The 22,011-nt window shown below is 49.5% G+C and carries 24 protein-coding genes and 1 riboswitch; all 24 genes read left to right on the top strand.

Translation table 11 applies throughout. The features are described from left to right. The 24 genes from TCA2_RS14940 (at position 1) to TCA2_RS14825 (ending at position 21,992) form a co-directional block, all read left to right on the top strand. A complete protein-coding gene (locus TCA2_RS14940) occupies positions 1-771 on the top strand; it encodes a carotenoid biosynthesis protein (RefSeq protein WP_047912415.1) in 771 nt (256 codons plus the stop codon). After that, a complete protein-coding gene (locus TCA2_RS14935; RefSeq protein WP_047912414.1) occupies positions 740-1,477 on the top strand; it encodes a lysophospholipid acyltransferase family protein in 738 nt (245 codons plus the stop codon). Before TCA2_RS14940 ends, TCA2_RS14935 begins: the two co-directional genes overlap by 32 nt. Before the next feature lie 2 nt (positions 1,478-1,479). Next, the gene (locus tag TCA2_RS14930; protein WP_052512040.1) at positions 1,480-2,694 is read left to right on the top strand and encodes a glycosyltransferase family 2 protein; all 1,215 of its coding nucleotides are present in this window, start codon (positions 1,480-1,482) and stop codon (positions 2,692-2,694) included. Further along, positions 2,694-4,175: an NAD(P)/FAD-dependent oxidoreductase gene (locus TCA2_RS14925; protein WP_047912413.1), complete on the top strand. Its 1,482-nt coding sequence runs from the start codon at positions 2,694-2,696 to the stop codon at positions 4,173-4,175. Before TCA2_RS14930 ends, TCA2_RS14925 begins: the two co-directional genes overlap by 1 nt. 142 nt (positions 4,176-4,317) lie before the next feature. After that, positions 4,318-5,427 carry a type 2 isopentenyl-diphosphate Delta-isomerase gene (gene fni, locus TCA2_RS14920; protein WP_047912412.1) on the top strand — a complete coding sequence of 370 codons (1,110 nt, stop codon included), beginning with the start codon at positions 4,318-4,320 and terminating at the stop codon, positions 5,425-5,427. A gap of 25 nt (positions 5,428-5,452) precedes the next feature. Beyond that, positions 5,453-5,929, top strand: coding sequence for a GNAT family N-acetyltransferase (locus tag TCA2_RS14915; protein ID WP_238546405.1), 477 nt, complete (start codon positions 5,453-5,455; stop codon positions 5,927-5,929). A gap of 251 nt (positions 5,930-6,180) precedes the next feature. Beyond that, on the top strand, positions 6,181-7,281 hold the full coding sequence (ychF, locus tag TCA2_RS14910; protein ID WP_047912411.1) for a redox-regulated ATPase YchF: 1,101 nt from the start codon (positions 6,181-6,183) through the stop codon (positions 7,279-7,281). A gap of 374 nt (positions 7,282-7,655) precedes the next feature. Next, positions 7,656-8,723 carry a peptide chain release factor 1 gene (prfA, locus tag TCA2_RS14905; protein ID WP_047912410.1) on the top strand — a complete coding sequence of 356 codons (1,068 nt, stop codon included), beginning with the start codon at positions 7,656-7,658 and terminating at the stop codon, positions 8,721-8,723. Between the two features lie 7 nt (positions 8,724-8,730). Continuing rightward, a complete protein-coding gene (gene prmC / locus TCA2_RS14900) occupies positions 8,731-9,618 on the top strand; it encodes a peptide chain release factor N(5)-glutamine methyltransferase (RefSeq protein ID WP_081872522.1) in 888 nt (295 codons plus the stop codon). A 199-nt stretch (positions 9,619-9,817) separates the two neighbouring features. Next, entirely contained in the window at positions 9,818-11,020 is a 1,203-nt protein-coding gene (locus tag TCA2_RS14895; protein WP_047912408.1) for an FtsW/RodA/SpoVE family cell cycle protein, read from the top strand. 297 nt (positions 11,021-11,317) lie between these two features. After that, a complete protein-coding gene (spoIIR, locus tag TCA2_RS14890; RefSeq protein ID WP_047912407.1) occupies positions 11,318-11,986 on the top strand; it encodes a stage II sporulation protein R in 669 nt (222 codons plus the stop codon). A gap of 145 nt (positions 11,987-12,131) precedes the next feature. Beyond that, positions 12,132-13,265, top strand: a complete 1,134-nt coding sequence (locus TCA2_RS14885) for an L-threonylcarbamoyladenylate synthase (protein WP_047912406.1) — start codon at positions 12,132-12,134, stop codon at positions 13,263-13,265. A gap of 79 nt (positions 13,266-13,344) precedes the next feature. Next, complete coding sequence (locus tag TCA2_RS14880; protein ID WP_047912405.1) at positions 13,345-13,905, top strand: manganese efflux pump; 561 nt, start codon at positions 13,345-13,347, stop codon at positions 13,903-13,905. A gap of 114 nt (positions 13,906-14,019) precedes the next feature. Beyond that, positions 14,020-14,592: a low molecular weight protein arginine phosphatase gene (locus TCA2_RS14875; RefSeq protein WP_047912404.1), complete on the top strand. Its 573-nt coding sequence runs from the start codon at positions 14,020-14,022 to the stop codon at positions 14,590-14,592. Positions 14,593-14,663: 71 nt separating this feature from the next. Beyond that, positions 14,664-14,746: riboswitch (ZMP/ZTP riboswitch) on the top strand. 195 nt (positions 14,747-14,941) lie between these two features. Further along, complete coding sequence (locus tag TCA2_RS14870; protein ID WP_047912403.1) at positions 14,942-15,538, top strand: TIGR01440 family protein; 597 nt, start codon at positions 14,942-14,944, stop codon at positions 15,536-15,538. 42 nt (positions 15,539-15,580) lie between these two features. Continuing rightward, complete coding sequence (gene glyA / locus TCA2_RS14865; RefSeq protein ID WP_047912402.1) at positions 15,581-16,828, top strand: serine hydroxymethyltransferase; 1,248 nt, start codon at positions 15,581-15,583, stop codon at positions 16,826-16,828. Between the two features lie 240 nt (positions 16,829-17,068). Continuing rightward, the gene (upp, locus tag TCA2_RS14860) at positions 17,069-17,698 is read left to right on the top strand and encodes a uracil phosphoribosyltransferase (protein ID WP_047912401.1); all 630 of its coding nucleotides are present in this window, start codon (positions 17,069-17,071) and stop codon (positions 17,696-17,698) included. A 34-nt stretch (positions 17,699-17,732) separates the two neighbouring features. Then, positions 17,733-18,887 carry a non-hydrolyzing UDP-N-acetylglucosamine 2-epimerase gene (wecB, locus tag TCA2_RS14855; RefSeq protein ID WP_047912400.1) on the top strand — a complete coding sequence of 385 codons (1,155 nt, stop codon included), beginning with the start codon at positions 17,733-17,735 and terminating at the stop codon, positions 18,885-18,887. Positions 18,888-19,172: 285 nt separating this feature from the next. Continuing rightward, positions 19,173-19,394: a hypothetical protein gene (locus TCA2_RS14850; protein ID WP_047912520.1), complete on the top strand. Its 222-nt coding sequence runs from the start codon at positions 19,173-19,175 to the stop codon at positions 19,392-19,394. Then, positions 19,387-19,764 (top strand): ATP synthase subunit I, encoded by a 378-nt coding sequence (locus TCA2_RS14845; protein WP_047912399.1) that lies wholly within the window; start codon positions 19,387-19,389, stop codon positions 19,762-19,764. Before TCA2_RS14850 ends, TCA2_RS14845 begins: the two co-directional genes overlap by 8 nt. Before the next feature lie 32 nt (positions 19,765-19,796). Next, entirely contained in the window at positions 19,797-20,558 is a 762-nt protein-coding gene (gene atpB, locus TCA2_RS14840) for a F0F1 ATP synthase subunit A (protein ID WP_047912398.1), read from the top strand. A 102-nt stretch (positions 20,559-20,660) separates the two neighbouring features. Next, positions 20,661-20,873, top strand: a complete 213-nt coding sequence (gene atpE, locus TCA2_RS14835; RefSeq protein WP_047912397.1) for a F0F1 ATP synthase subunit C — start codon at positions 20,661-20,663, stop codon at positions 20,871-20,873. A 91-nt stretch (positions 20,874-20,964) separates the two neighbouring features. Then, entirely contained in the window at positions 20,965-21,453 is a 489-nt protein-coding gene (atpF, locus tag TCA2_RS14830) for a F0F1 ATP synthase subunit B (RefSeq protein ID WP_047912396.1), read from the top strand. Beyond that, positions 21,450-21,992, top strand: a complete 543-nt coding sequence (locus TCA2_RS14825; RefSeq protein WP_047912395.1) for a F0F1 ATP synthase subunit delta — start codon at positions 21,450-21,452, stop codon at positions 21,990-21,992. The genes atpF and TCA2_RS14825 overlap by 4 nt, the downstream gene beginning before the upstream one ends. The last annotated feature ends 19 nt before the right edge of the window (positions 21,993-22,011 follow it).

Raw genomic sequence — 22,011 nt, 5'->3', positions numbered from 1 at the left:
ATGATCCAGACCGTCTATTGGATATGGTACAGCATTGGTGCAGTGCTGCTGCTAACCATTGGTGTTCCTGAATATTTGAACTTTTCTAATGGATTATTCCTCGTCTTCTATGCCTTGTGCTCTATGGATCTCATATTTGGCAGACAGCTGAATCCGGCAATGTCTGACCAGTCTCTTGACTGGTGGAGAAGACCTGCCGTATGGCTCATTGCCTTCCTGATATGGACAGGCGGAATGGGGGTGGAATGGCTGGGAGTCCACAGTGGCTGGCCGTTTGGTGACTACAGCTATTCAGGATTATTCGGGTTCCATGTGTTCTCTGTGCCATTTACGCTGGGGTTTGCATGGATTGCCGTTGTAGGCAATGCTGCACTCCTCAGCGGCGGCGGACGTGGTATGAGAAGCAGACTCGTTCGGGCGCTCAAGACCGGAGCCTGGGCCTGCGTAATGGATCTGGTGCTGGATCCTGTCGCACACCAGCGGGAATTTTGGAGCTGGGAGGGTGCTGGCGGATTTTATGGCGTACCATGGACGAATTTTGTCAGCTGGTTTATCATGGGCGGAATTCTGTCCCTGCTGCTGCCTCCGGTAGATTACAATCCGTCTCTCCAGCGCAGAGGGAAGCTGCTGTACCAAATGTTCATTTTGTTGTTTGGGCTGCTGGCGCTTCAAGATGGACTGTACGGTTCAAGCATCATTGCGGCTGTTGCCATCTTTGTAGCAGAGGGGAGTCATCAATATGCTGTCCGCAAACAAGTCCCGGTTCTTTAACCAGCTGTTCTCGATATACAATGAAAAGTACTTGCTTGCACGCAGGTTCAGCTATGTTGGTATTCGCGGACAGCTGGATCCTGCAGACTCCAGATTGCCTGTCCTCTATATCATGAATCACAGCTCCTGGTGGGATGGGCTTCTCGTGCATCATGCACTGCAGCGGCTGTCTTCTGGTGAGCACTATATGATGATGGAGGAGGAGCAGCTGCACAAATTTGCGTTCTTTCGGAAGCTGGGTGCCTATTCGATACGCCCAGGCGATACGGGGGAAGTGCGCCAAACGTTGAATTACACACGGGAGCTATTATCTGCAGGTCATAGAGTCTGGATCTTCCCGCAAGGAGAGATCCGGCATCAGGATGTTCGTCCGCTTGGCTTCGAGCGCGGTGTCGGACTGCTGCTGTCGCGTTTGCCGAATACGGCAGTGATACCAGTAACCCTTGTACACGGCTTGTACAGCCAGGATAAGCCTGAGGCGCTCTTGACCGCGGGCCACCCGGTTATGGAGAGCTGGTCCGATTACACCAGCCGTGAAATTACGGGGATGCTGGAGGAGATACTTACTGGGCAGCTGGAGAGACAGAAGCGTGAGATCATGGCTGCTCCTCTCGGACGGCCTGTAGAATACATATCCTTGATACACAGCAGGAGATCAACGAGTGAGCGCTTTGAGAAAGTGTTTGTGAAGCGGAGGGAGCAATAGACATGAATGTGCTGGCATATCTGCTCATGATCCTGTGCGGCATTTTGACTGTACAGCTGGCCTTCTCGATATGGAATAAAAGGCAGCTTCCGCGTCTTGGCGATGCAGGGAGCTCCTCTGCGTTACGCGGCTCTAAAGGTACAATCACAGCGGGCTCCATAAAGGAATTGAGCGATGTGAACGGAAGGGCTTCTGATGTGGTCAAGGTCTCGATCCTGATCCCGGCCCGTAATGAAGAGCTGCATATCGGAGACTGCCTGACAAGTGTACTTGCAGCGGATACAGAGGGCATCCAGCTGGAAGTGCTTGTCCTCAATGACCGGTCAGAAGATGCCACCGGGCGTATTTTGGAAGAGATAGCTGCACAGGATTCGCGGCTCCGCATTATAGATGGCAGGGAGCTTGCGCCTGGGTGGATGGGCAAATCCCATGCATGTCATCAGCTTGCTGAACAGGCTTCCGGGACATGGTGGCTGTTCATGGACGCCGATGTTAGGCTTGAGCGCCATGCGATAACGGCGGTTCTGAACACCGCAGTACAGCAGGGGACAGGACTTGTTACGGGCTTCCCGAGACAGGTTACAGGTACATGGTTTGAAAAACTGGTTGTACCGATGATGAAATTCACCATTATCAGCCATCTTCCGATTCGGCTTGTACGGGGCTCGGGTGACGCCAGATTTGTTGCAGCGACCGGAGCTTTTATGTTCATTCATCGGGATACCTATGAGCTTGCTGGAGGGCATGCCGCGATCAAGGCAGATCTGCTTGACGACATGCAGCTGGCCAGGGCAGTAAAGCGTGCAGGGGAACCGGTAACCTTGGCTGATATCCATCAGCATACCCATACCCGGATGTATCAGAACGCAGGGGAGGTATGGAACGGATATAAGAAGAACCTGTTCGAGGGGCTGGGGCGCAGCGGTTGGCTGCTGACTCTCGTGCTGCTCATGTATGCCTTGCTGTACCTGCTGCCGCCCATTGGTCTGATCACGGGGATGCTGACAGGCGATCCTCTAGTCATCGGCTATGGATTGGCTGCTACCCTGCTCGGCATGGGTGTGAAGCGGGTGGCTGACCAGGTGAACAGCCAGCCGCTGTGGCTCATGTTTCTGCATCCGGTCAGCATCGCCTGTGTCATTCTGATCGGGATATCTTCCTGGCTCGGCGCAGTCACAGGCAAAGGTTATGTGTGGAAAGGGCGGAGGTACAGCTAATGAAGAAGAAGGCAGTCATTATCGGCGCAGGGTTCGGAGGGCTGTCCTGCGCCATTCGTTTAGCATCGGAAGGGATGGATGTAACCGTGCTTGAGCGGCAGCAGCATCCGGGCGGCAAGCTTCAGAGAATTACGGAGCAGGGCTATACATTTGATCGAGGGCCCAGCACCATTACGATGTCGCATGTGTTCCGCCAAGTGTTTGAACAGTCCGGGGTCTCGATGGAAGACTACGTGCGGTTATATAACCTTGATCCGCGTACACGCAATGTTTTTGCAGATGGCAGTATAGTGGATTTAACGCAGGACCGGGAACAAATGAAGGAGCAGATGGCTGTCTACAGCTCGAAGGATGCACTGCGATACGAGGCGTTTATGGAGGAATCCAAAGCGCTGTATACGGAGGCGGAACACAAGTTTCTGAATCGGCTGCTGCTCACTCCCAGGGATAAGTACAATATGTCTATGTTAAAGAGCCTTCTGCGAGTAAGGCCGCTCGTCAAGCTGGATACGCTGCTGCGTCGATATTTTGAACATCCGAATACACTGATGATGCTGGGGAGGTATGCTACGTACATCGGTGCATCTCCTTACAGTACGCCTTCGATCTTCGCCATGCTGGGTCATGTCGAAGCCGATCTTGGCATTTACGGTGTTGAAGGAGGAACCTCTTCCCTCATTACAGGGATGGTCAAGCGTGCAGAAGAGCTTGGGGTGCGTATTCATACCGGAGAGCATGTGAGCAAGCTGAGCATCCGAAATGGGAGGGCGGCAGGCGTCCAGAGTTACAAGGGGGAATACGCTGCTGATGTCGTGGTCGTAAACGGAGATGTGCTCAGCATGAACCGCCTGCTTATTCCAGAGCAATATCGCCCGTCTATGAATGATAAGGTGATCTCTCGTTACGAGCCCTCATTATCTGGGTTCGTAACGCTGTGCGGCGTGCGTAAGCAGTATGAGCTGCTGCAGCATCACACGGTGTTCTTCCCGGAGGTCTATCAGGATGAATTTACGGATATCTTTCAGAGACGGCAGGCGGCGCAGGACCCGACACTGTATCTGTGTTATTCTGGTTACTCCGAGCAAGGAATGGCTCCGGACGGAAGCAGTAACTTATTTATACTGGCCAATGCGCCGTATGTGTCTGAGAATTGGAGCTGGGAACAGCATACAGACACCTATCGGGAGCTGATTTTTGATAAACTGGCAGCAAGAGGCATAGACGGACTGGATCAGTCCGATGTTATCATCCATTACAACCCGGAGCAGATCGAGCAAGATACACTTGCCTATCGCGGCGGCATCTATGGTATTTCCTCCAACACGGTGAACCAGACCTTCTTCCGGCCAGGCAACAAGCACAAGGATATTGAGGACTTATGGTTTGTCGGAGGAACGACACATCCGGGCGGGGGAACGCCGATTGTAACGTTGTCGGGTCAGCTTGTTGGAGAGCAGGTAGCGAGGAAGTATACAGGCTGAGATATCTATCTATGATTATGAAAAAAAGACTCAAGCGCGGTCTCATCGATAAGATGTACTCGTTTCGTTATAATAGATCAGAATAATAAAGAATGTGAAATCAATCTCACAACTTGATGAGAGGAGAGGAGGAGAAGAGAGTATGCATAAACGACCCGATCAGGATCATGATGACAGCAGGTACACTAGCGCAGATGAATTCCGGGTTAGTGAGCAACTGCTGCCTGAGATCCCAACCGGAGAACGGAAAATGGAGCATGTCAGGCTGTGCCTGAATGAGGACGTGAATGGTCAGGGAGTATCGACCGGATTGGAGAATTATCGATTCCGCCATTTGGCGCTGCCGGAGCTTAGCTTCTCCGATATCCGTCTTGCCGCCGCCTTTCTGGGGGAAGAGCTGCGTACACCGCTGCTGATCAGCTCCATGACCGGTGGAAGCAAAACGACAGGCTTAATCAATGAACGTCTTGCTGCGGCAGCAGAAGCAAGAGGATGGTCACTCGGAGTCGGCTCCATACGTGCAGCAGTGGAGAAGCCCGAGCTTAGTGATACCTTTGCTGTCCGAAGATTTGCGCCTACCATACCTGTCATCGCGAATTTGGGAGCGGTACAGCTGAACTACGGCTTTGGTGCAGAAGCCTGCCAGCGGGCAGTTGACATTGCAGGTGCATCGATGCTGGTATTGCATTTGAACAGTCTGCAGGAGGTTTTTCAGCCCGAAGGAAACACGGATTTTAGCAGCCTGCTGCAGCGAATTGAAGCTCTGTGCAAGAAGCTTGAGGTTCCGGTTGGTGTCAAGGAAGTGGGCTGGGGAATTGATGGGAGCACAGCAGCCCGGCTGTATTCTGCTGGAGTTTCATTTATTGATGTTGCCGGTGCCGGAGGGACAAGCTGGGTACAGGTGGAGAAGTATCGCAATCAGGATCCGATGCGCAGAGCCGCAGCCGAAGCTTTTGCTGATTGGGGAATTCCTACTAGTGATTGCATCCTGGAGGTTCGAGAGCACAATCCGACCGGGGCGTTAATCGGCAGCGGTGGATTAACAAATGGAGTGGATGCAGCCAAAGCGCTTGGACTCGGTGCAGATCTGGCCGGGTTCGGGAGATCCTTGCTTGAATCCGCCGTCCATTCAGAAGAGGCGCTTCATGAGAGATTGGCACAGGTTGAATTTGAGCTGCGTGCTGCCATGTTTGGTATAGGCGCAAGAACGATTGCAGAGCTTCGGGGCACATCAAGACTCATCAAACGTTGAATCAGTCAGGAAGGTGAATTGGATCGTGATTGGGCTTAGTGCAATGAATGAATTGCAATTTGAGGATTTTATGAACTCTACTTTGAAAGAATATGCTCAGGAGAAGATTACAGCCGGGACCTGGCTGCCTGAGCATGCTGAGAGCCGGGCGTTAGAGGACATGCACCGGATTCTCCCGGAAGGATACCTTACCCAAGATGCTTATTTTTACAACTTGGTCGATTCAAGTGTAGGAGATGGACAAGTCATCGGATTTATCTGGTTTAATATCTACTTGCGGAATGGAGTAAGAGAGGCCTTTCTGTATGACATACATATAGTCGAGGAATATCAGGGCAGGGGCTACGGTACGCGGACAATGGAGCTGCTGGAGAAGGAAGCTCGCAAATTACAGGCTGAACGGATTGGACTTCATGTATTTGGTCATAATGAGCGGGCTAAGCGCCTGTATGCGAAAATGGGCTATGAGGCGAAGAGCATTACCATGTATAAGGAACTGTAGGCTGACGATTGGTGCTGGGAATTATGTACAAATGGGAGACTTTAGCCGCTTCTTATCTTGATGGTCTACCGCTTCTCATATATAATTAGTGGGATTGTCACGAAAGTTTATACACGTAAATTGCATACATTTCGAATGAATTTCATGATATCTTCGTTTTTAACGAATCCATTCATACCATTATGAAAGACGTTCTTCTCAGCGAAACGCTCGCTGCAAACAAATATTTATTTGAGGAGTTGTAGGAATACATGGCTTTGAAAGCAGGGATTGTCGGACTTCCGAACGTAGGAAAGTCGACCCTTTTTAATGCAATTACCCAAGCAGGCGCGGAGAGCGCAAACTATCCTTTCTGTACGATTGATCCGAATGTCGGTGTCGTTGAGGTTCCGGATGAGCGTCTGGACAAACTTACAGAGCTGGTACAACCGAACAAGACCGTGCCTACGGCATTTGAATTCGTTGACATTGCAGGGCTTGTCCGCGGTGCGAGTAAGGGTGAAGGACTCGGTAACAAGTTCCTGGCTCATATTCGCGAAGTCGATGCGATTGTGCACGTTGTACGTTGTTTCGAGGATGAGAATATTACGCATGTGGACGGCAAGGTCGATCCGGTATCCGATATTCAAACGATCAATCTAGAGCTGATTCTGGCTGATATTGAGAGTGTTGAGAAGCGTATTGATCGTGCCCGCAAGAATATGAAGGGCGGCAACAAGCAGGGTGCTCAGGAAGTGGAAGTTCTGGAGAAGCTAAAGGAAGTGCTGTATGAAGACAAACCAGCACGCAGCCTGGAGCTGACAGATGACGAGCGTCTCGTCGTTCGCGATCTTCACCTGCTGACAATGAAGCCTGTGCTTTATGCGGCGAACGTTAGCGAGGATGAAGTGTCTACTGCGGACAAGAATCCGTATGTCCTGCAAGTGAAGGAATTTGCTGCGGCAGAGCATGCTGAAGTGGTACCGATCAGTGCTAAGGTGGAAGCGGAGATCGCTGAGCTTGAAGGCGAAGACAAGGAGATGTTCCTTGAAGAGCTGGGGCTGGAGGAATCCGGTCTTAATCGCCTGATTAAGGCAGCTTATCGCCTTCTTGGTCTGTACACTTACTTTACTGCAGGTGTTCAAGAGGTTCGCGCTTGGACGATCCACAAAGGTACAAAAGCGCCTGGCGCAGCGGGTGTGATTCACTCTGACTTCGAACGCGGCTTTATCCGTGCCGAGGTTGTATCCTATGCGGATCTGATGGCGGCAGGCTCCATGAACGGAGCGAAAGAACGCGGTCAGCTGAGACTGGAAGGTAAAGAATACATTGTCCAGGACGGCGATGTGATGCACTTCCGTTTTAACGTTTAATCATGAAGAGGCCCCTGCCTTTCCTTGTTGGGAAGGCAGGGGCCTTATTGTGGAATCATGGATTGGCAGAATAATTGCCTGAATTCATAACCTCGCTTCTTAGCTTCGGTACATCTAAGTAGCATGCGTTATCAAAAAACATCCTCAAGTACATCTTCAAATATCTTTAAATACATCCTCACAGCAGTATCTTCTCAAGCGCTTTGCCGTATGATATAATAAAGAGTCGACAGACTTGCTCTAACTTTAAGATTATTAATAATGACAAAGGATTGATGACGTTGTAGCGATACTCTCATTACAACCTTTTAAACCTTATAATATAATGACGGGTACGAACGAATGTGAAAGATGCTTAAGAAGAGGTGATTACTATGTTGGATCGTTTACAAGCCCTTGTGGATCGTTATGAGAAGCTTAGTGAGCTGCTCTGCGACCCGGATGTGGCCAGCGACAGCAAGAAGCTGAGAGATTATTCGAAGGAACAATCAGATTTACAGCCTGCCTATGAGGCTTATACCGAATACAAAACCGTCGTTGAAGAGCTCGATGCAGCGAAGCAAATGCTGAACGAGAAGCTTGACGATGAGATGCGTGAAATGGTGAAGATGGAGATTGATGAGCTGGCTCCCCGCCAGCAGGAGCTCGAGGAGAAGATTCGTATTCTGCTTCTGCCGAAAGACCCGAACGATGACAAGAACGTGATCGTCGAGATCCGTGGTGCGGCAGGTGGTGACGAGGCTGCGCTGTTCGCTGCAGATCTTTACCGGATGTATACACGCTATGCAGAATCCCAAGGCTGGAAGGTTGAGCTGATGGACGTGAACGAGAGTGACCTCGGCGGATTCAAAGAGGTTATCTTCATGATCAATGGCCGCGGCGCTTACAGCAAAATGAAATACGAGAGCGGTGCTCACCGGGTACAGCGCATTCCTGCGACAGAATCTGGCGGACGGATTCACACCTCTACTTCTACCGTAGCGGTTATGCCTGAGGCTGAGGATTTTGATATTGAAATTCACGACAAGGATATTCGTGTTGATACGTTCTGCTCCAGTGGTGCAGGCGGTCAGTCCGTTAATACGACGAAATCGGCTGTACGGGTAACGCACGTGCCAACGGGCATTGTCGCTACATGTCAGGATGGCAAATCTCAGAACTCCAACAAGGAAAAAGCACTTCAAGTGCTGCGTACTCGGATCTATGACATGATGCGTCAAGAGGAAGAGGCTAAATATGCAGGTGAGCGGAAGAGCAAAGTCGGTACGGGTGATCGCAGTGAACGGATTCGCACGTACAACTTCCCGCAGAGCCGTGTAACGGATCATCGGATCGGTCTAACCATGCATAGACTGGATCAAGTGATGAACGGTGAGATTGAAGAGATTCTGTCCGCCCTGACCATTGCAGAGCAGGCAGAAATCATGGAAAAAGGGGAATAAAGCTTTGATGCGGTTGCCATTTGAACTGCCGCAAGGAAGCAGCAATCGGGAAGCCTTTCTTAAGGCTTCCTCTTTTTTAGAAGACTGTGGTGTGCTGGAGCCGCAGAATAATGCACGTTTGCTGCTGGAGTACGTTCTGGGGCTCGAGGGGGCTGCTTATTATATGGCGCTGCCGGACGTTCTTCCGGCGGAGCAGATTTCGGCATTCGAAGAGGGCGTGAATCGCAAGGGCCAGGGGGAACCGGCCCAATATATTATAGGGCGGCAGGAATTCTACGGCCTGCCGTTTAAGGTGAGTCCAGCCGTGCTGATTCCAAGGCCCGAGACGGAATTGCTCGTCGAGGCTGTCATGATGCACGGCGACAGGCTGTGGCCAGGCGGAACACCGCTGGCCGCAGATATTGGCACAGGCAGCGGAGCCATTGCGGTGACGCTGGCGGTGAAGCGGACGGGCTGGCATGTCGAAGCAAGCGACATCAGCCCGGAGGCACTCGCTGTGGCTGCACAGAATGCAGCAGCGAACGGCGCAGCCGTGCAGTTTCGCGAGGGCGATCTGCTCGCGCCCTTCGCGGGGGAGCGGGTCGACATCCTGGTGTCGAACCCGCCCTATATCCCGGCAGATGATATCGCCGGGCTGCAGCGTGAGGTGCGCGAGCATGAGCCGCGCACCGCGCTGGATGGAGGTCCGGATGGGCTCGGCCCTTACCGGACCATGATGGCGCAGCTGGCCCTGCTCGCTGCGCCGCCGCGGCTTATTGGCTTCGAGCTCGGCCAGGGCCAGGCGGAGGATGTGGCCGAGCTGCTGCGTGTGGCCGGCCACTGGGATGAGATCATTGTCGTGCCGGATCTCGCTGGAATTGATCGTCACGTTATGGGGATCAGAAATAAAGGATAAGACTGGAAGAGGGATTACGAAATTGTAATCCCTCTTGATTTTCTTTTTCCGAAGCGATCCCTTACAATAGATGAAGTGTGTAACATTATGTCGAATTGAAATGTGGATTTAAAATTGTGAATTGTGAAATGCGCTGATGGTTTCATACACGTGTTATCGTGTCATACCGAAACAGGACGCGTTTTAGGGGGACGGCTTCATGCTGCAGAAGTTTAAAAAGATGGATGCTTCCATCCTGGTCATCATCTGCCTGCTTATGCTCATTAGTATCTTGAGCTTGTACAGTGCCACGCACGGCACGAATCTAGAAGGTCATCATCTTCGGATGCTGGCTTATTATGTGCTGGGCTTTGGAGCGATGTTCGCGATTACGCTGGTCGATTATCGGCTGTTAGTCAAATATGCCTTGTATATCTATTTCTTCGGACTGGCTACGCTGCTCGCGGCGAACTTCTTCGGAAGCAACCTGAATAATGCGACCGGCTGGATTCAGCTCGGACCGCTGTCTATTCAGCCGGCAGAGCTCTTCAAGCTGGTGTTGGTTATTTTCCTCGCTTCTGTACTGATTAAACGGGACAAGTCGAAGCTGGATTTTTGGAGAGATGTTGTGCCGATCGGCCTTCTGACTTTTTTACCGTTTGCCCTTGTCATGCTCCAGAATGACCTTGGAAACGCACTGGCCTATGTGGTGATACTGATTGCTCTCTTGTGGATCGGGAATGTAAAAGCGTCTCATGCACTGATTGGTTTTGTGATTGTCGCTGTGGTAGTGGGCGGCGGCATCAAGCTGTATACGGTATATCACGACTCGATCTATGATTATCTGGATAAAATCGGTCGTACGCACTGGGCTGAGCGTCTGGACCCTTGGCTCGTACCCGAGAAGGCGACCGCCAAAGCCTCCTGGCACACCGATAATGCCAAGCTCGCCATCGGTTCTGGCGGGATTACAGGGAAAGGCTTCATGGACGGCTCTTCTGTACAGTCCGGACGAGTTCCGTACACTTACTCTGACTCCATATTTGTGCTGATTGCGGAGGAATTCGGGTTTGTAGGTTCATCGGTACTGCTGCTGCTGTATTTTATACTGATTCACCGAATGATCTTGATTGCGCTTGAGACGAAGGAGAGGACCGGGCCGTACATTATTGTCGGTGTGGTGGCGATGTATTTGTACCAGGTGTTTGTCAATATCGGCGCCTTCATTGGAATCATGCCGCTGACCGGAATTACACTTCCCTTCATTAGCTACGGGGGGACATCACTCATGATTAATATGGCAAGTATCGGCTTGATCATGAGTATTCGGGTGCACGGACAGGAGACCGATGATGATATGCCGTCTCCGTCGAGCAATGAGCAGAAGAAACGCTCTTTCAGCCGCAAGGAAGCTAGAGCCTAGTCAATAAGATAAGATTCAGGGAAGTATGGACTGTGGACAGAGGAGCTGCTCTGCACAGGCTGTACTTCCCTTTGTATTTTCACAAGTGCTGACTTTACCTTCCCATGAACTTTATCTTCCCATGAACTCTATCATCCCATCTCTCGATCCCCCTTATCTGCAGTCTCATTTCTTCGCACTAATAGGCGGTACTACGAAATAGAGCGAATCTCTTAAAATTTCAAATGCTAGGTTTAACTCTAGTAAACGGGGACATACTGATAGACATGAAGAACATGGCCTAAGGGGGAGACGGGTATGCGGAAGAGTATGAAGCAGTTTCTAATGATCGTGGTGGTAATGATGATTGTCATGATGAGCTGGGAAGGTCAGAAGATGGATGCTGCGCTTCATCAAACGCTCATTCCGCAGGAGTCCATCCGGCTGCGCATACTGGCTAACTCGGATATGCCCGGTGATCAGCTCGTCAAAAGAGAGATTCGGGACGCTGTAGTTATGCAGATGAATGAGTGGGTTCCTGAGCTCGACAATCCGAATAGTCTGAATCAGGCAAGAACGATGGTTCAAGAGCATATTCCTCAGCTAAAAGAATTGGTAGGCGAGGAGCTCACAGCTCGCGGACTGGATTATGAATATAATGTAGAGCTGGCGGTTGTCCCGTTTCCGACGAAGATGTACGGCAAGCTGGTCTATCCGGCAGGCGATTATGAAGCGGTTCGAATCACGCTCGGTAAAGGTGAAGGTCAGAATTGGTGGTGCGTATTGTTTCCTCCTCTATGCTTTGTAGGTGGCAGCAATGGAGATCTAGCAGATAAGGCTGCGGCTGATACAGGAAGTTCGACGAATGGAAATGAACAAAGCACAGAGATAGCTGCTGCAGAGGGCGCTTCTGAGCCTGAAGTCCGATTTTTCTTATGGGATTTATTGGTTAAAATGTGGGATTGGGCTGGCAGCATGTTTGCTTAGCAGGTCGTGATCAGCGAGGAGTAGAGTTTAGGACGGGGGCCGTTCGTCGGATTGGAATAGTGACATGGCCATGCCATCGAAAACTCGACAACTATGCTATACTATAAGCATTTAACGAATACAAGATGAGGCTGGATGATTACAAATGACAAACAATTCAAATAGAGACGCGGGAATGAAGACCTCTTATTGGCAGGTGTCTCCGCAGAATAGCAATGTCCAGCATGGCTGGCTGGAACAACACACGATACAAGCGATGGAACATCTGGAAGAAGCTGCGCAGCTCCTTCGGGAGGGTTCCATTGTTGCGTTTCCTACAGAGACCGTGTATGGGCTGGGTGCGGATGCGAGAAATACGACAGCGGTGGAAGCGGTGTTTGAAGCCAAAGGAAGACCATCGGACAATCCACTGATCGTGCATATCGCGAATCGGGAGCAGCTAGGCGAATTTGTAAGTGAGATCAATGAAGTATCTGAAGCGCTGATGAATACTTTTTGGCCGGGGCCGCTGACAGTTATTTTGCCGCTTAAGCCGGGGGTCTTGTCAGCGCGGGTGACTGCTGGGCTCGACACGGTTGGCGTTCGTATGCCGGACCATCCTGTGGCTCTGCAGCTCCTGGCCTTGGCGGACTGTCCTGTTGCCGCTCCAAGTGCGAATCGCTCAGGAAGACCCAGTCCTACACTCGCGGAGCATGTTCAGGTTGATCTGGATGGACGCATTGCAGGGATTGTGGACGGCGGGGCTACCGGTGTTGGGGTGGAATCAACGGTCGTGCAAGCAGATGCGGATGGAACAGTAACGATTCTGCGTCCTGGTGGAATTACGGCAGAACAGCTGAGGACGGTTGTTTCCGAGGTTCGCGTTGACCCGGGTCTTGCTGCGGATCACAATGAGAGCTTGGTTGCGCCCCGTTCACCAGGTATGAAATACACGCATTATGCCCCCAAAGGTGCACTCTGTATAGTCGATGGAGATGCTTCTAAAGTAACGGATTATATCTCCAGCAGGCTTCATGAAGCCAAGAGAGGCGGGGAAGTAACCGCGGTTCTAGCCTTCAGTGAGCATATCGATCAGTATCAGGCCGATGGCTTGTTCTCGCTGGGCAGTATGGATCGGCTGGCGGAGGGAGCTCATCTGCTGTATGCCGCTCTCCGAAGCTGTGATGAGATGGGCGCATCCTATATTCTGGCTGAGGCCTGTCCTTCCGATGGGCTTGGAGCAGCGATTATGAATCGTCTGTTAAAAGCAGCAGGACATCAGATCATCCATGTGACGTAAGTACCTTATACTTGTCATGTTTTACTTCTTGTCCGCATATGGTGTACAAGACTTAAAGTGGACATGGGGGTATGGATGAATGCTTGTCGCACCTGCTGAACTAGGCCATCTTATTACAATTATGATTATGGCTGTTGCTCTAGGAATGGATGCATTTTCGCTGGGGATTGGAATAGGCATGAAGGGGATTCGGCTTCTGCATGTGCTTCGGCTGAGCTTGCTGATATCACTGTTTCATATTCTTATGCCTTTAATTGGTTTCTACACAGGACAATATGTCAGCTCCTTTCTGGGTCAGATTACTTCCTATGTAGCAGGAGGCTTGCTACTTGCACTCGGCGCGCATATGATATTTAATGCCTTGAGACCTGGGGAGTCGAATTTCATGGACCACCGGACGTTTGCCGGGACAATGATATTTGCGGTTAGTGTCAGTATAGATTCCTTCTCCGTTGGTGTAACCCTTGGTATGTTCAAGAGTGATTTATGGCTGACCGTTATTGCCTTCGGCATCTGTGGTTTCGTGATGTCCATGGTCGGTTTATTAATAGGCAGGAGAGTGAGCCGAAATCTCGGAGAATACGGAGAGGCTGTAGGAGGGGCGATATTGCTGGCTTTTGGCATGCTGTTCATCTTCTAGCTCGTTTATTCTCCTTTGCATATTGAGACGATGCGTCATACAATAGAAATCATCTCATAGGAAACTTAATGACAGTGGAGTTCATCCAGGTATACAGACGACGGAGGTGATCATATGAAGAATATTCTATTCGTATGTACAGGCAATACTTGCCGCAGCCCGATGGCAGAGGGATTGTTTCGCAAATCTGCTGCTGCAAGAGGCATTGATGTAGAAGTTCGATCCGCAGGAGTGTCTGCCATAGATGGAAGTACGATTTCTCGTCATGCAGCTGCTGTGCTTAGGGATCACGATATTCAGGATGTCATAACTTCATCCTCGGTCAATCGTGATTTGGTCCAATGGGCAGATCTTATATTAACCCTAACGGGTTCACATAAGCAGCAAGTCATTCATCATTATCCCGAGTGTGCTGACAAGATCTACACGCTGAAGGAATATGCAGAAGATGATCCAAAAGTCCTGGCTGATCTTAAGGAACGGGATCGATTGTATGCAGAATGGCAAATGAAGCGTGCGCTTGGACAGGAAGTGCTGGCCTCGGATCGTCAGCGTATTATCGAAATTCAGCAGCGGATTCCAAGCTTTGATATTTCAGACCCTTTTGGGGGCAGTAGAGAAGATTATGATGTGACGGCAGCGGAGATCCGTTCTGCGGTTGAGCGTGTGCTGGATAAGCTCAGCTGATTTTTTTGGTACAGCGCTCTAGAAGTAGTTGATTTCTAACATCTGATGTTCTATGATGAAGTAGATAAATGAGATTCCGGTGTAACTGGCGACAAGTGTGGATTAAACCACGATGGAGCATCGGAGATAACGGCCGGTCGCCTGGGCAAAAGAGCATTTCTTGCACGCAAGGTATACTTGTGTGGGAGACTGCTCTTTTTTCGTATTTCGCCATACTTTTCGGTATAATAAGACTCAAATGATCTTGGCAGATCGCAAAATAGGGCGAATTAGACGATTCTCATGAGTGAACAACTCTTTCTTGCGATCGTTTTAAAGTCACAAACGGAAGGGGAGGGTTCATTAGGCTATGGAACAAAACAGCATTCACCCTGAATTGCATCATCTTACGGCACAGACAGCTGAGGTGCTGGAAGAGCTTGCGGCGGAAGGGAAGCTTGGTCCAGGTAAAGTCGTCGTCATTGGTACCAGTACAAGCGAGGTAGCAGGCAAGCGCATTGGAACAGCCGGAGCGTCAGAGATTGCACAAGCGCTGCTTCAAGGTATCAATGAAGTAAAGAATGCTTACGGTTTCGAGATTGCTGTGCAGTGCTGCGAGCATTTGAACCGAGCGTTGGTTCTGGAACGTTCCCTGCTTGAGAGGCTTGGACTTACGGAAGTATCCGCCGTACCCGTTCCGAAGGCAGGAGGCTCTATGGCCGCAGCGGCATATCGATCATTGCAAGAGCCCTGTCTTGCCGAAACAATCGAAGCACATGCGGGTATGGATATCGGTGAGACGCTCATCGGCATGCATTTGAAGAGAGTTGCCGTTCCTTACCGTACAGCAAGGCGTTATATTGGGGAAGCACGGGTGACTACCGCATTGTCCAGGCCAAAGCTTATTGGCGGAGAGCGTGCGGTGTACCAGCTTGATGTAACCAGTAACACTTCAACTTGTGATTAAGAATTTATTTTAAACAGCTATCATATGGGAGGAATTCAAGTTATGGATCAATTGCGCAAAGCAGACCCGGCAGTACTTAATGCGATGGGATTGGAACTCAAACGTCAGCAAAACAATATCGAGCTGATTGCCTCTGAGAATATCGTCTCCGAAGCGGTTATCGAAGCGATGGGCTCCGTACTTACAAATAAATATGCTGAAGGTTACCCTGGCAAACGTTACTATGGCGGATGCGAGCATGTTGATATCGTCGAAGATATCGCTCGTGAACGTGCCAAAGAATTGTTTGGTGCAGAGCATGTCAACGTTCAGCCGCACTCCGGTGCACAGGCGAATATGGCTGTATACCTTGCGGCGCTTAAGCCTGGAGACACCGTGCTCGGGATGAACCTTGCACATGGCGGTCATTTGACACACGGCAGCCCGGTGAATGCATCGGGTCTTCTCTATAACTTTGTTGCTTATGGTGTTCAGGAAGATACATTCCGCATCGACTACAACGAGGTTCGCAAAGCGGCGTTTAAGCATCGCCCTCGTCTGATCGTAGCAGGTGCCAGCGCTTATCCGCGTACCATTGATTTTGAAGCACTTGCGAGCATTGCTAACGATGTAGGTGCATTGTTCATGGTGGATATGGCCCATATTGCGGGTCTCGTGGCAGCAGGTCTGCATCCGAATCCGGTGCCGCATGCTCATTTTGTAACAACAACGACACATAAGACCCTTCGCGGACCACGTGGTGGTATGATCCTTACGCGCAAGCCATGGGCTGCTGCGATTGATAAGGCTGTATTCCCAGGAAGCCAGGGCGGACCGTTGATGCACGTTATTGCTGCCAAAGCGGTTGCCCTCGGGGAAGCTCTTCAGCCTTCTTTCAAAACTTATGCTCAAAATGTAGTGAAGAATGCTCAAGTTCTAGCTGAAACTTTGATTGCAGAGGGTCTGAATATCGTTTCCGGCGGTACGGACAACCACTTGATGCTGATCGATACCCGCAATATCAACATTACAGGTAAAGATGCAGAGCATGTGCTTGATTCGATCGGTATTACGGTTAACAAAAATGCGATTCCATTTGATCCTACAAGTCCGTTTGTAACGAGCGGTATTCGGATCGGCACGCCTGCAGCAACTTCCCGCGGCATGGACGAAGAAGCGATGGTTGAGATCGGTAAAATTATCGCCAAGACGCTGAAGAACGCTCAAGATGCTACGGTGCTGGAAGAAGCAAAACGACAAGTAACGGCGTTAACTGACAAATTCCCGCTTTATCCAGAGCTAAAGTACTAAAATAAAACAAATTTTCCCATACTGAGAATTAGCTGTCTCGGCTATTTTCTTGAACAACGGACCGGACTGCTATCATGGTAGTTCGGTCTTTTTTATACTGTTCGAATGATACCGTCAGATGAAGGTGCATTTTAAGGATAGGGAATGATATAATATACAGGATTTATCGACTTGCCTGTCTATAATTTGCGTAGATGCGGCTGTTGATGATGAATGAAGAACCTACCGGAGGGACAAGCAATGGGAAAATTGGTGGTATGTGATCACCCGTTGATTCAACACAAATTGACAATTATTCGTGACATGCGCACGAACACTAAGGATTTTCGTGAACTCGTAGATGAAGTGGCAACTTTAATGGCATACGAAATAACACGCGATATTCCGCTCGAAACGATAACTGTGCAGACACCTGTAGCCGAGACAGAGGGTAAGGTCATCTCAGGACGTATGCTGGGACTTATTCCGATTCTGCGCGCGGGGCTTGGTATGCTGGATGGCGTCGTGAAATTGATTCCTGCGGCCAAAGTAGGGCATGTGGGTCTGTTCCGCGATCCTGAGACTTTGCAGCCTGTGGAGTACTATACGAAGCTTCCTACAGATGTAACGGAACGCGAGCTCATCGTAATCGATCCGATGCTGGCCACTGGCGGCTCTGCGATTGCGGCGATTGATGTGCTGAAGAAGCGCGGCTGCACTCAGATCAAGATGATGAACCTGGTGGCTGCACCAGAAGGTGTCAAGGCCGTTCATGATGCTCACCCCGATGTGGACATTTATGTGGCTGCACTTGATGAAGGTCTGGATGACCACGGCTACATTATTCCTGGTCTTGGTGACGCAGGAGACCGCTTGTACGGTACGAAATAACAAATCATTCTGATACAAAGGGGCTCGAACGCGAATGTCGAAGATTAAAGTAATGACGGTTTTCGGAGTCCGCCCGGAAGCGATCAAGATGGCGCCGCTTATTTTGGAGCTGGAACGTCACCCTGATGAGATCGAATCAATTGTATGTGTTACAGCTCAGCATCGTCAGATGCTGGATCAAGTGCTGGAAGTGTTCAACATTACACCGGATTATGATCTGGATGTCATGAAGGACCGTCAGACACTGAACGAAATTACGGTAAGAGTCCTTCAAGGACTTGAACCGGTCTTGCAGGAAGCGAAACCGGACATTGTACTCGTTCATGGAGATACCCTGACCACATTCCTTGCCAGCTATGCGGCATTTTTGCAGCAGATCAAGGTTGGACATGTGGAAGCAGGGCTTCGTACGTGGAACAAGCTGTCACCATTCCCTGAGGAGATGAACAGACAGCTGACAGGTGTGCTTGCGGACTTGCATTTTGCACCGACAGATATGTCTGCGAACAATCTCCTGCGAGAAAATAAGCCGGAGTCAAGTGTATACGTCACAGGCAATACGGTCACAGATGTGTTTCAATATACGGTACGGGATGATTACACGCATCCGGTGCTCGAATTTGCAGAAGGCAAGCGGCTCATTCTAATGACGGCTCACCGCCGTGAATCCCAAGGCGAGCCTCACCGCAACATATTCAGAGCCGTCAAGCGCATCGCAGATGAGTTTGAGGATGTAGCCATCGTCTACCCTGTGCATCTGAGTCCTGCAGTCAAAGAGCCGGCATACGAAATTCTGGGAGGACACCCGCGTATTAAGCTGATTGATCCGCTGGACGTTGTAGATTTCCACAATATTTATCCGCATACGCATCTGATTCTTACCGATTCAGGAGGCATGCAGGAGGAAGCACCGTCCTATGGAGTACCTGTTCTAGTCCTTCGTGATACGACGGAGAGACCTGAGGGTGTTGAAGCGGGAACACTGGAGCTTGTCGGCACGAACGAGGAGCAGGTATATGCCAGAACGAAGGCATTATTAACCGACTCGGAACTGTACGCATCGATGAGTGAAGCAGCGAATCCATTTGGTGACGGACGTGCTTCTGAACGGATTGTCAGTGCGATTTTGCACCATTTTGGCAAAAAAGAAGAGCGTCCTGAGCAATTTCACAGAAAGTTCGAAAAATAATTATTTTTATTATGTGATGAAGTGAACAGTACAGCATACAGTCAAACTGTACGGTTTACGTGGCTTTGAGAGATATTGTGAGATTTTTTCACTGTTTTTCAAGGCCTTTTTCATAGCTGGAGCAAGGAATCGACCGATTGACAAACAGTTTACCCATTCAGTAAGATAATTGGGATTGGACAGGCCAGATGCATAATTCATCGTTTTTCCGGAGTATTTGTGAAGAACGGGAATTTGACTCATTTTCCATATACAGCGCTTTCTAAGGGATGGGTTGTGTCTAAGATGAACCAAGATAAACCGTGGTTAATTGCTCTTGCAATCGGTGGTTCCGGCATCCTGCTGGCTACGTACATAACCATTGGATTTTTTGCAGGCAGGTGGCTGATGAACCTCATAGACGGAGAGGCTTATATAATCGCGATCGGTTGTATGGCCGGGCTGGTGCTGGGGGTTCTGAATATAGCTATGATTATTAAGAAGTTTTTGGGGGCACAAAATGATTAGTTTGTCTTCCATCGTTAATGCTGTGACAAGACTGGCATTTGTACTCTTGTCAGTAACGCTGTTCGCTTGGGTGCTTATGCCCGAACATCGTCCGGTGTTTCTTGGACTTACCATTGGATTAGCTGCAGGATTATTCAATTTTCGATATTTATCGTTGAAAATCAACCAGGTGTCGGAAAACGCCGCAACGCCCGGAGGCAAAAGAGTCAACTTCGGTTTTTTGTCACGAATGTGTATTACTCTTTTGGCGATCATGTTTGCAGTGCGGTTTGAGCAGGTATCCATGAGCTTCACTATAATTGGGCTTTTCTTAGTTCAGGTTCTGGCTCTTCCGGTCAGCATTATCTTGAACGCCAGAGCCGGCAAATGAAAATACTTTTGGAAAGGGGTGAATAAATCACTATGCATGACTCACCGATAATTAAGCTCGGAGGATTGAACATTGACCTTTCCGCTGTACTTATGCTCACAGTGACGGTGCTCATTGTGTTCATACTCGCCCGACTGGCAACTCGCAATCTATCAGTTGAGAATCCTGGAAAGGTTCAGAACTTCATGGAGTGGGTTGTCGAATTTGTTCAGAATCTTATTGCAAGCGCCATGCCGCTGAGCAAAGGGAAGGCTTATATCAACCTTGGCCTGACCTTGATTCTGTTTATCTTAGTCGCTAACTTGCTGGGGTTGCCGTTCTCTGTCATCTCTGAGCATCATCATGAATCCAATGTGGGTCCATTCGTCATTGAGGCGACCAGGGGGTTGACGGAAGATCATCATGCTCACATCCTATGGTGGAAATCACCTACGGCAGACATTTCTGTGACTGCAGGTCTTGCGATCGTCATCTTTATTCTAATGAATTATTTAGGTTTGAAACACAACCGCAAGCATTACCTGAAGCACTATATTGAGCCGTTCCCGGTTTTCCTTCCGCTTAACATTATTGAGAACCTGGCGAAGCCGATCGCGCTTGCAATTCGTTTGTTTGCAAACATCTTTGCAGGGGAGATCCTGATCTCGACCATTTTGAAAATCGGTTGGTTCGGAATCCCGGCCATGATGGCGTGGCAAGGCTTCAGTATATTCGTAGGTGCACTTCAGGCCTTTATCTTTACCATTCTGTCAATGGTATACATTGCACAGACAACGATTCATGAGGAACACTAGTAAGGTGGTAACTTCTTATGCGGGTTAACTCGCTAGGAAGATTATTATATTAAACAGTTTTTAACAAAAAAATGTATATATATTTCGAGGAGGAAATTCAAAATGGAATTTTTAGCAGCAGCTATTGCAGTAGGTTTGGGTGCGCTTGGTGCAGGTATTGGTAACGGTATGATTGTCAGCAGAACGGTAGAATCTATCGCTCGTCAGCCAGAAGCTCGCGGTCAATTGCAAACGACAATGTTTATCGGTGTTGGTATCGTAGAGGTTATTCCTTTGGCAGCTACAGTTATCGCGTTCTTGATCATGTTTTCTTAATATCACATTTAGACGGTTTGGCGGGGAGGGCGATGCCATCCGCGCCTTCGTTTTGTTACGATAATGGATTGAACGGAAAGGAGTGACGTGAGTGAGTATCTTATGGGAAAATATTGCAATTACGATCGTTGCATTTCTAATTCTTTACTTCCTGCTATCTAAATTTGCTTTCAATAAGCTGTTTGGGATTATGGAGCAGCGTCGTGAATTGGTAGCGAAGCAAATGGAAGATGCAAAGCAAACCCGTGAGCAAGCGATTCAATATGTTGAAGAGCAAAAGGCGGCTTTGCAGGAAGCGCGTCAAGAAGCACAGGGAATCATTGAGCAATCTCGCAAGACAAGCGCAAGTCAGGCTGAGGCGATGCTGATTGAAGCGAAGCAGCAGACTGAACGCATGAAAGATGAAGCTGTACGTGAAATTGAAAGTGAGAAAAACAAAGCTGTTGCTTCCTTGCGGAACGAGCTTGGTACAGTTTCTGTACAAATCGCTTCCAAGATTCTTGATAAGGAAGTTAAGCAGGATAAGGCTCAAGAAGAGCTGGTTGAGAAGTATCTGAATGAAGTAGGAGGCAGACCATGAGTCGGGATACGGTAGTTGCTAAACGATATGCCAAAGCATTGTATGATGTGGCGATCGAGAAACAGTCCGTCCTGGAAGTGGAAGCCGAACTTCGCGCGGTTGCAAGCTCCATAACGGGAGATCGCGACGTTTTGAAATTTATTTCTTCTCCGAATGTGAGTATTTCAACGAAGCTGAGTGTTCTGGACGCCCTGAAAGAGAAAGTGTCAGAGCCGGTTCTCAACACAATTAAGCTGCTCATTGAGCGGGGACGGATTGAGGTACTGGATGCTGTTGTAGACAGCTATCTTGATCTCGAGGCCTCATCTCTGGGTATGGTGAACGCTCGTGTGTACTCTGCCTACGAGCTGAGTGAAGAAGAAAAACAAGCGGTGTCGAAAGAGTTTGGAGATCGTATCAACAAACAGATCCGCATTGAAAATATTGTCGATAAGAGTTTGATCGGCGGACTGAAGGTCGTCATCGGTGATACGGTTTATGATGGAAGTCTCGCAGGTCAATTAAAACGGATAGAACAGTCTTTTAATAGACGAGTATAGTTGTGAGGGGTGAGGACAC

Source organism: Paenibacillus sp. TCA20 (assembly GCF_000732325.1).
Lineage (GTDB): Bacteria > Bacillota > Bacilli > Paenibacillales > Paenibacillaceae > Paenibacillus > Paenibacillus urinalis.
The sequence above is the reverse complement of the archived record's forward strand: the minus strand, read 5'-3'. Positions and strand labels throughout refer to the sequence as shown.

What these genes read in the sequence shown, in the direction of transcription:
- TCA2_RS14940 (WP_047912415.1), top strand. Translation starts at nt 1, where the DNA reads ATGATCCAGACCGTCTATTGGATATGGTACAGCATTGGTGCAGTGCTG.
- TCA2_RS14935 (WP_047912414.1), top strand. Translation starts at nt 740, where the DNA reads ATGCTGTCCGCAAACAAGTCCCGGTTCTTTAACCAGCTGTTCTCGATA.
- TCA2_RS14930 (WP_052512040.1), top strand. Translation starts at nt 1,480, where the DNA reads ATGAATGTGCTGGCATATCTGCTCATGATCCTGTGCGGCATTTTGACT.
- TCA2_RS14925 (WP_047912413.1), top strand. Translation starts at nt 2,694, where the DNA reads ATGAAGAAGAAGGCAGTCATTATCGGCGCAGGGTTCGGAGGGCTGTCC.
- fni (WP_047912412.1), top strand. Translation starts at nt 4,318, where the DNA reads ATGCATAAACGACCCGATCAGGATCATGATGACAGCAGGTACACTAGC.
- ychF (WP_047912411.1), top strand. Translation starts at nt 6,181, where the DNA reads ATGGCTTTGAAAGCAGGGATTGTCGGACTTCCGAACGTAGGAAAGTCG.
- prfA (WP_047912410.1), top strand. Translation starts at nt 7,656, where the DNA reads ATGTTGGATCGTTTACAAGCCCTTGTGGATCGTTATGAGAAGCTTAGT.
- prmC (WP_081872522.1), top strand. Translation starts at nt 8,731, where the DNA reads ATGCGGTTGCCATTTGAACTGCCGCAAGGAAGCAGCAATCGGGAAGCC.
- TCA2_RS14895 (WP_047912408.1), top strand. Translation starts at nt 9,818, where the DNA reads ATGCTGCAGAAGTTTAAAAAGATGGATGCTTCCATCCTGGTCATCATC.
- spoIIR (WP_047912407.1), top strand. Translation starts at nt 11,318, where the DNA reads ATGCGGAAGAGTATGAAGCAGTTTCTAATGATCGTGGTGGTAATGATG.
- TCA2_RS14885 (WP_047912406.1), top strand. Translation starts at nt 12,132, where the DNA reads ATGACAAACAATTCAAATAGAGACGCGGGAATGAAGACCTCTTATTGG.
- TCA2_RS14880 (WP_047912405.1), top strand. Translation starts at nt 13,345, where the DNA reads ATGCTTGTCGCACCTGCTGAACTAGGCCATCTTATTACAATTATGATT.
- TCA2_RS14875 (WP_047912404.1), top strand. Translation starts at nt 14,020, where the DNA reads ATGAAGAATATTCTATTCGTATGTACAGGCAATACTTGCCGCAGCCCG.
- TCA2_RS14870 (WP_047912403.1), top strand. Translation starts at nt 14,942, where the DNA reads ATGGAACAAAACAGCATTCACCCTGAATTGCATCATCTTACGGCACAG.
- glyA (WP_047912402.1), top strand. Translation starts at nt 15,581, where the DNA reads ATGGATCAATTGCGCAAAGCAGACCCGGCAGTACTTAATGCGATGGGA.
- upp (WP_047912401.1), top strand. Translation starts at nt 17,069, where the DNA reads ATGGGAAAATTGGTGGTATGTGATCACCCGTTGATTCAACACAAATTG.
- wecB (WP_047912400.1), top strand. Translation starts at nt 17,733, where the DNA reads ATGTCGAAGATTAAAGTAATGACGGTTTTCGGAGTCCGCCCGGAAGCG.
- TCA2_RS14850 (WP_047912520.1), top strand. Translation starts at nt 19,173, where the DNA reads ATGAACCAAGATAAACCGTGGTTAATTGCTCTTGCAATCGGTGGTTCC.
- TCA2_RS14845 (WP_047912399.1), top strand. Translation starts at nt 19,387, where the DNA reads ATGATTAGTTTGTCTTCCATCGTTAATGCTGTGACAAGACTGGCATTT.
- atpB (WP_047912398.1), top strand. Translation starts at nt 19,797, where the DNA reads ATGCATGACTCACCGATAATTAAGCTCGGAGGATTGAACATTGACCTT.
- atpE (WP_047912397.1), top strand. Translation starts at nt 20,661, where the DNA reads ATGGAATTTTTAGCAGCAGCTATTGCAGTAGGTTTGGGTGCGCTTGGT.
- TCA2_RS14825 (WP_047912395.1), top strand. Translation starts at nt 21,450, where the DNA reads ATGAGTCGGGATACGGTAGTTGCTAAACGATATGCCAAAGCATTGTAT.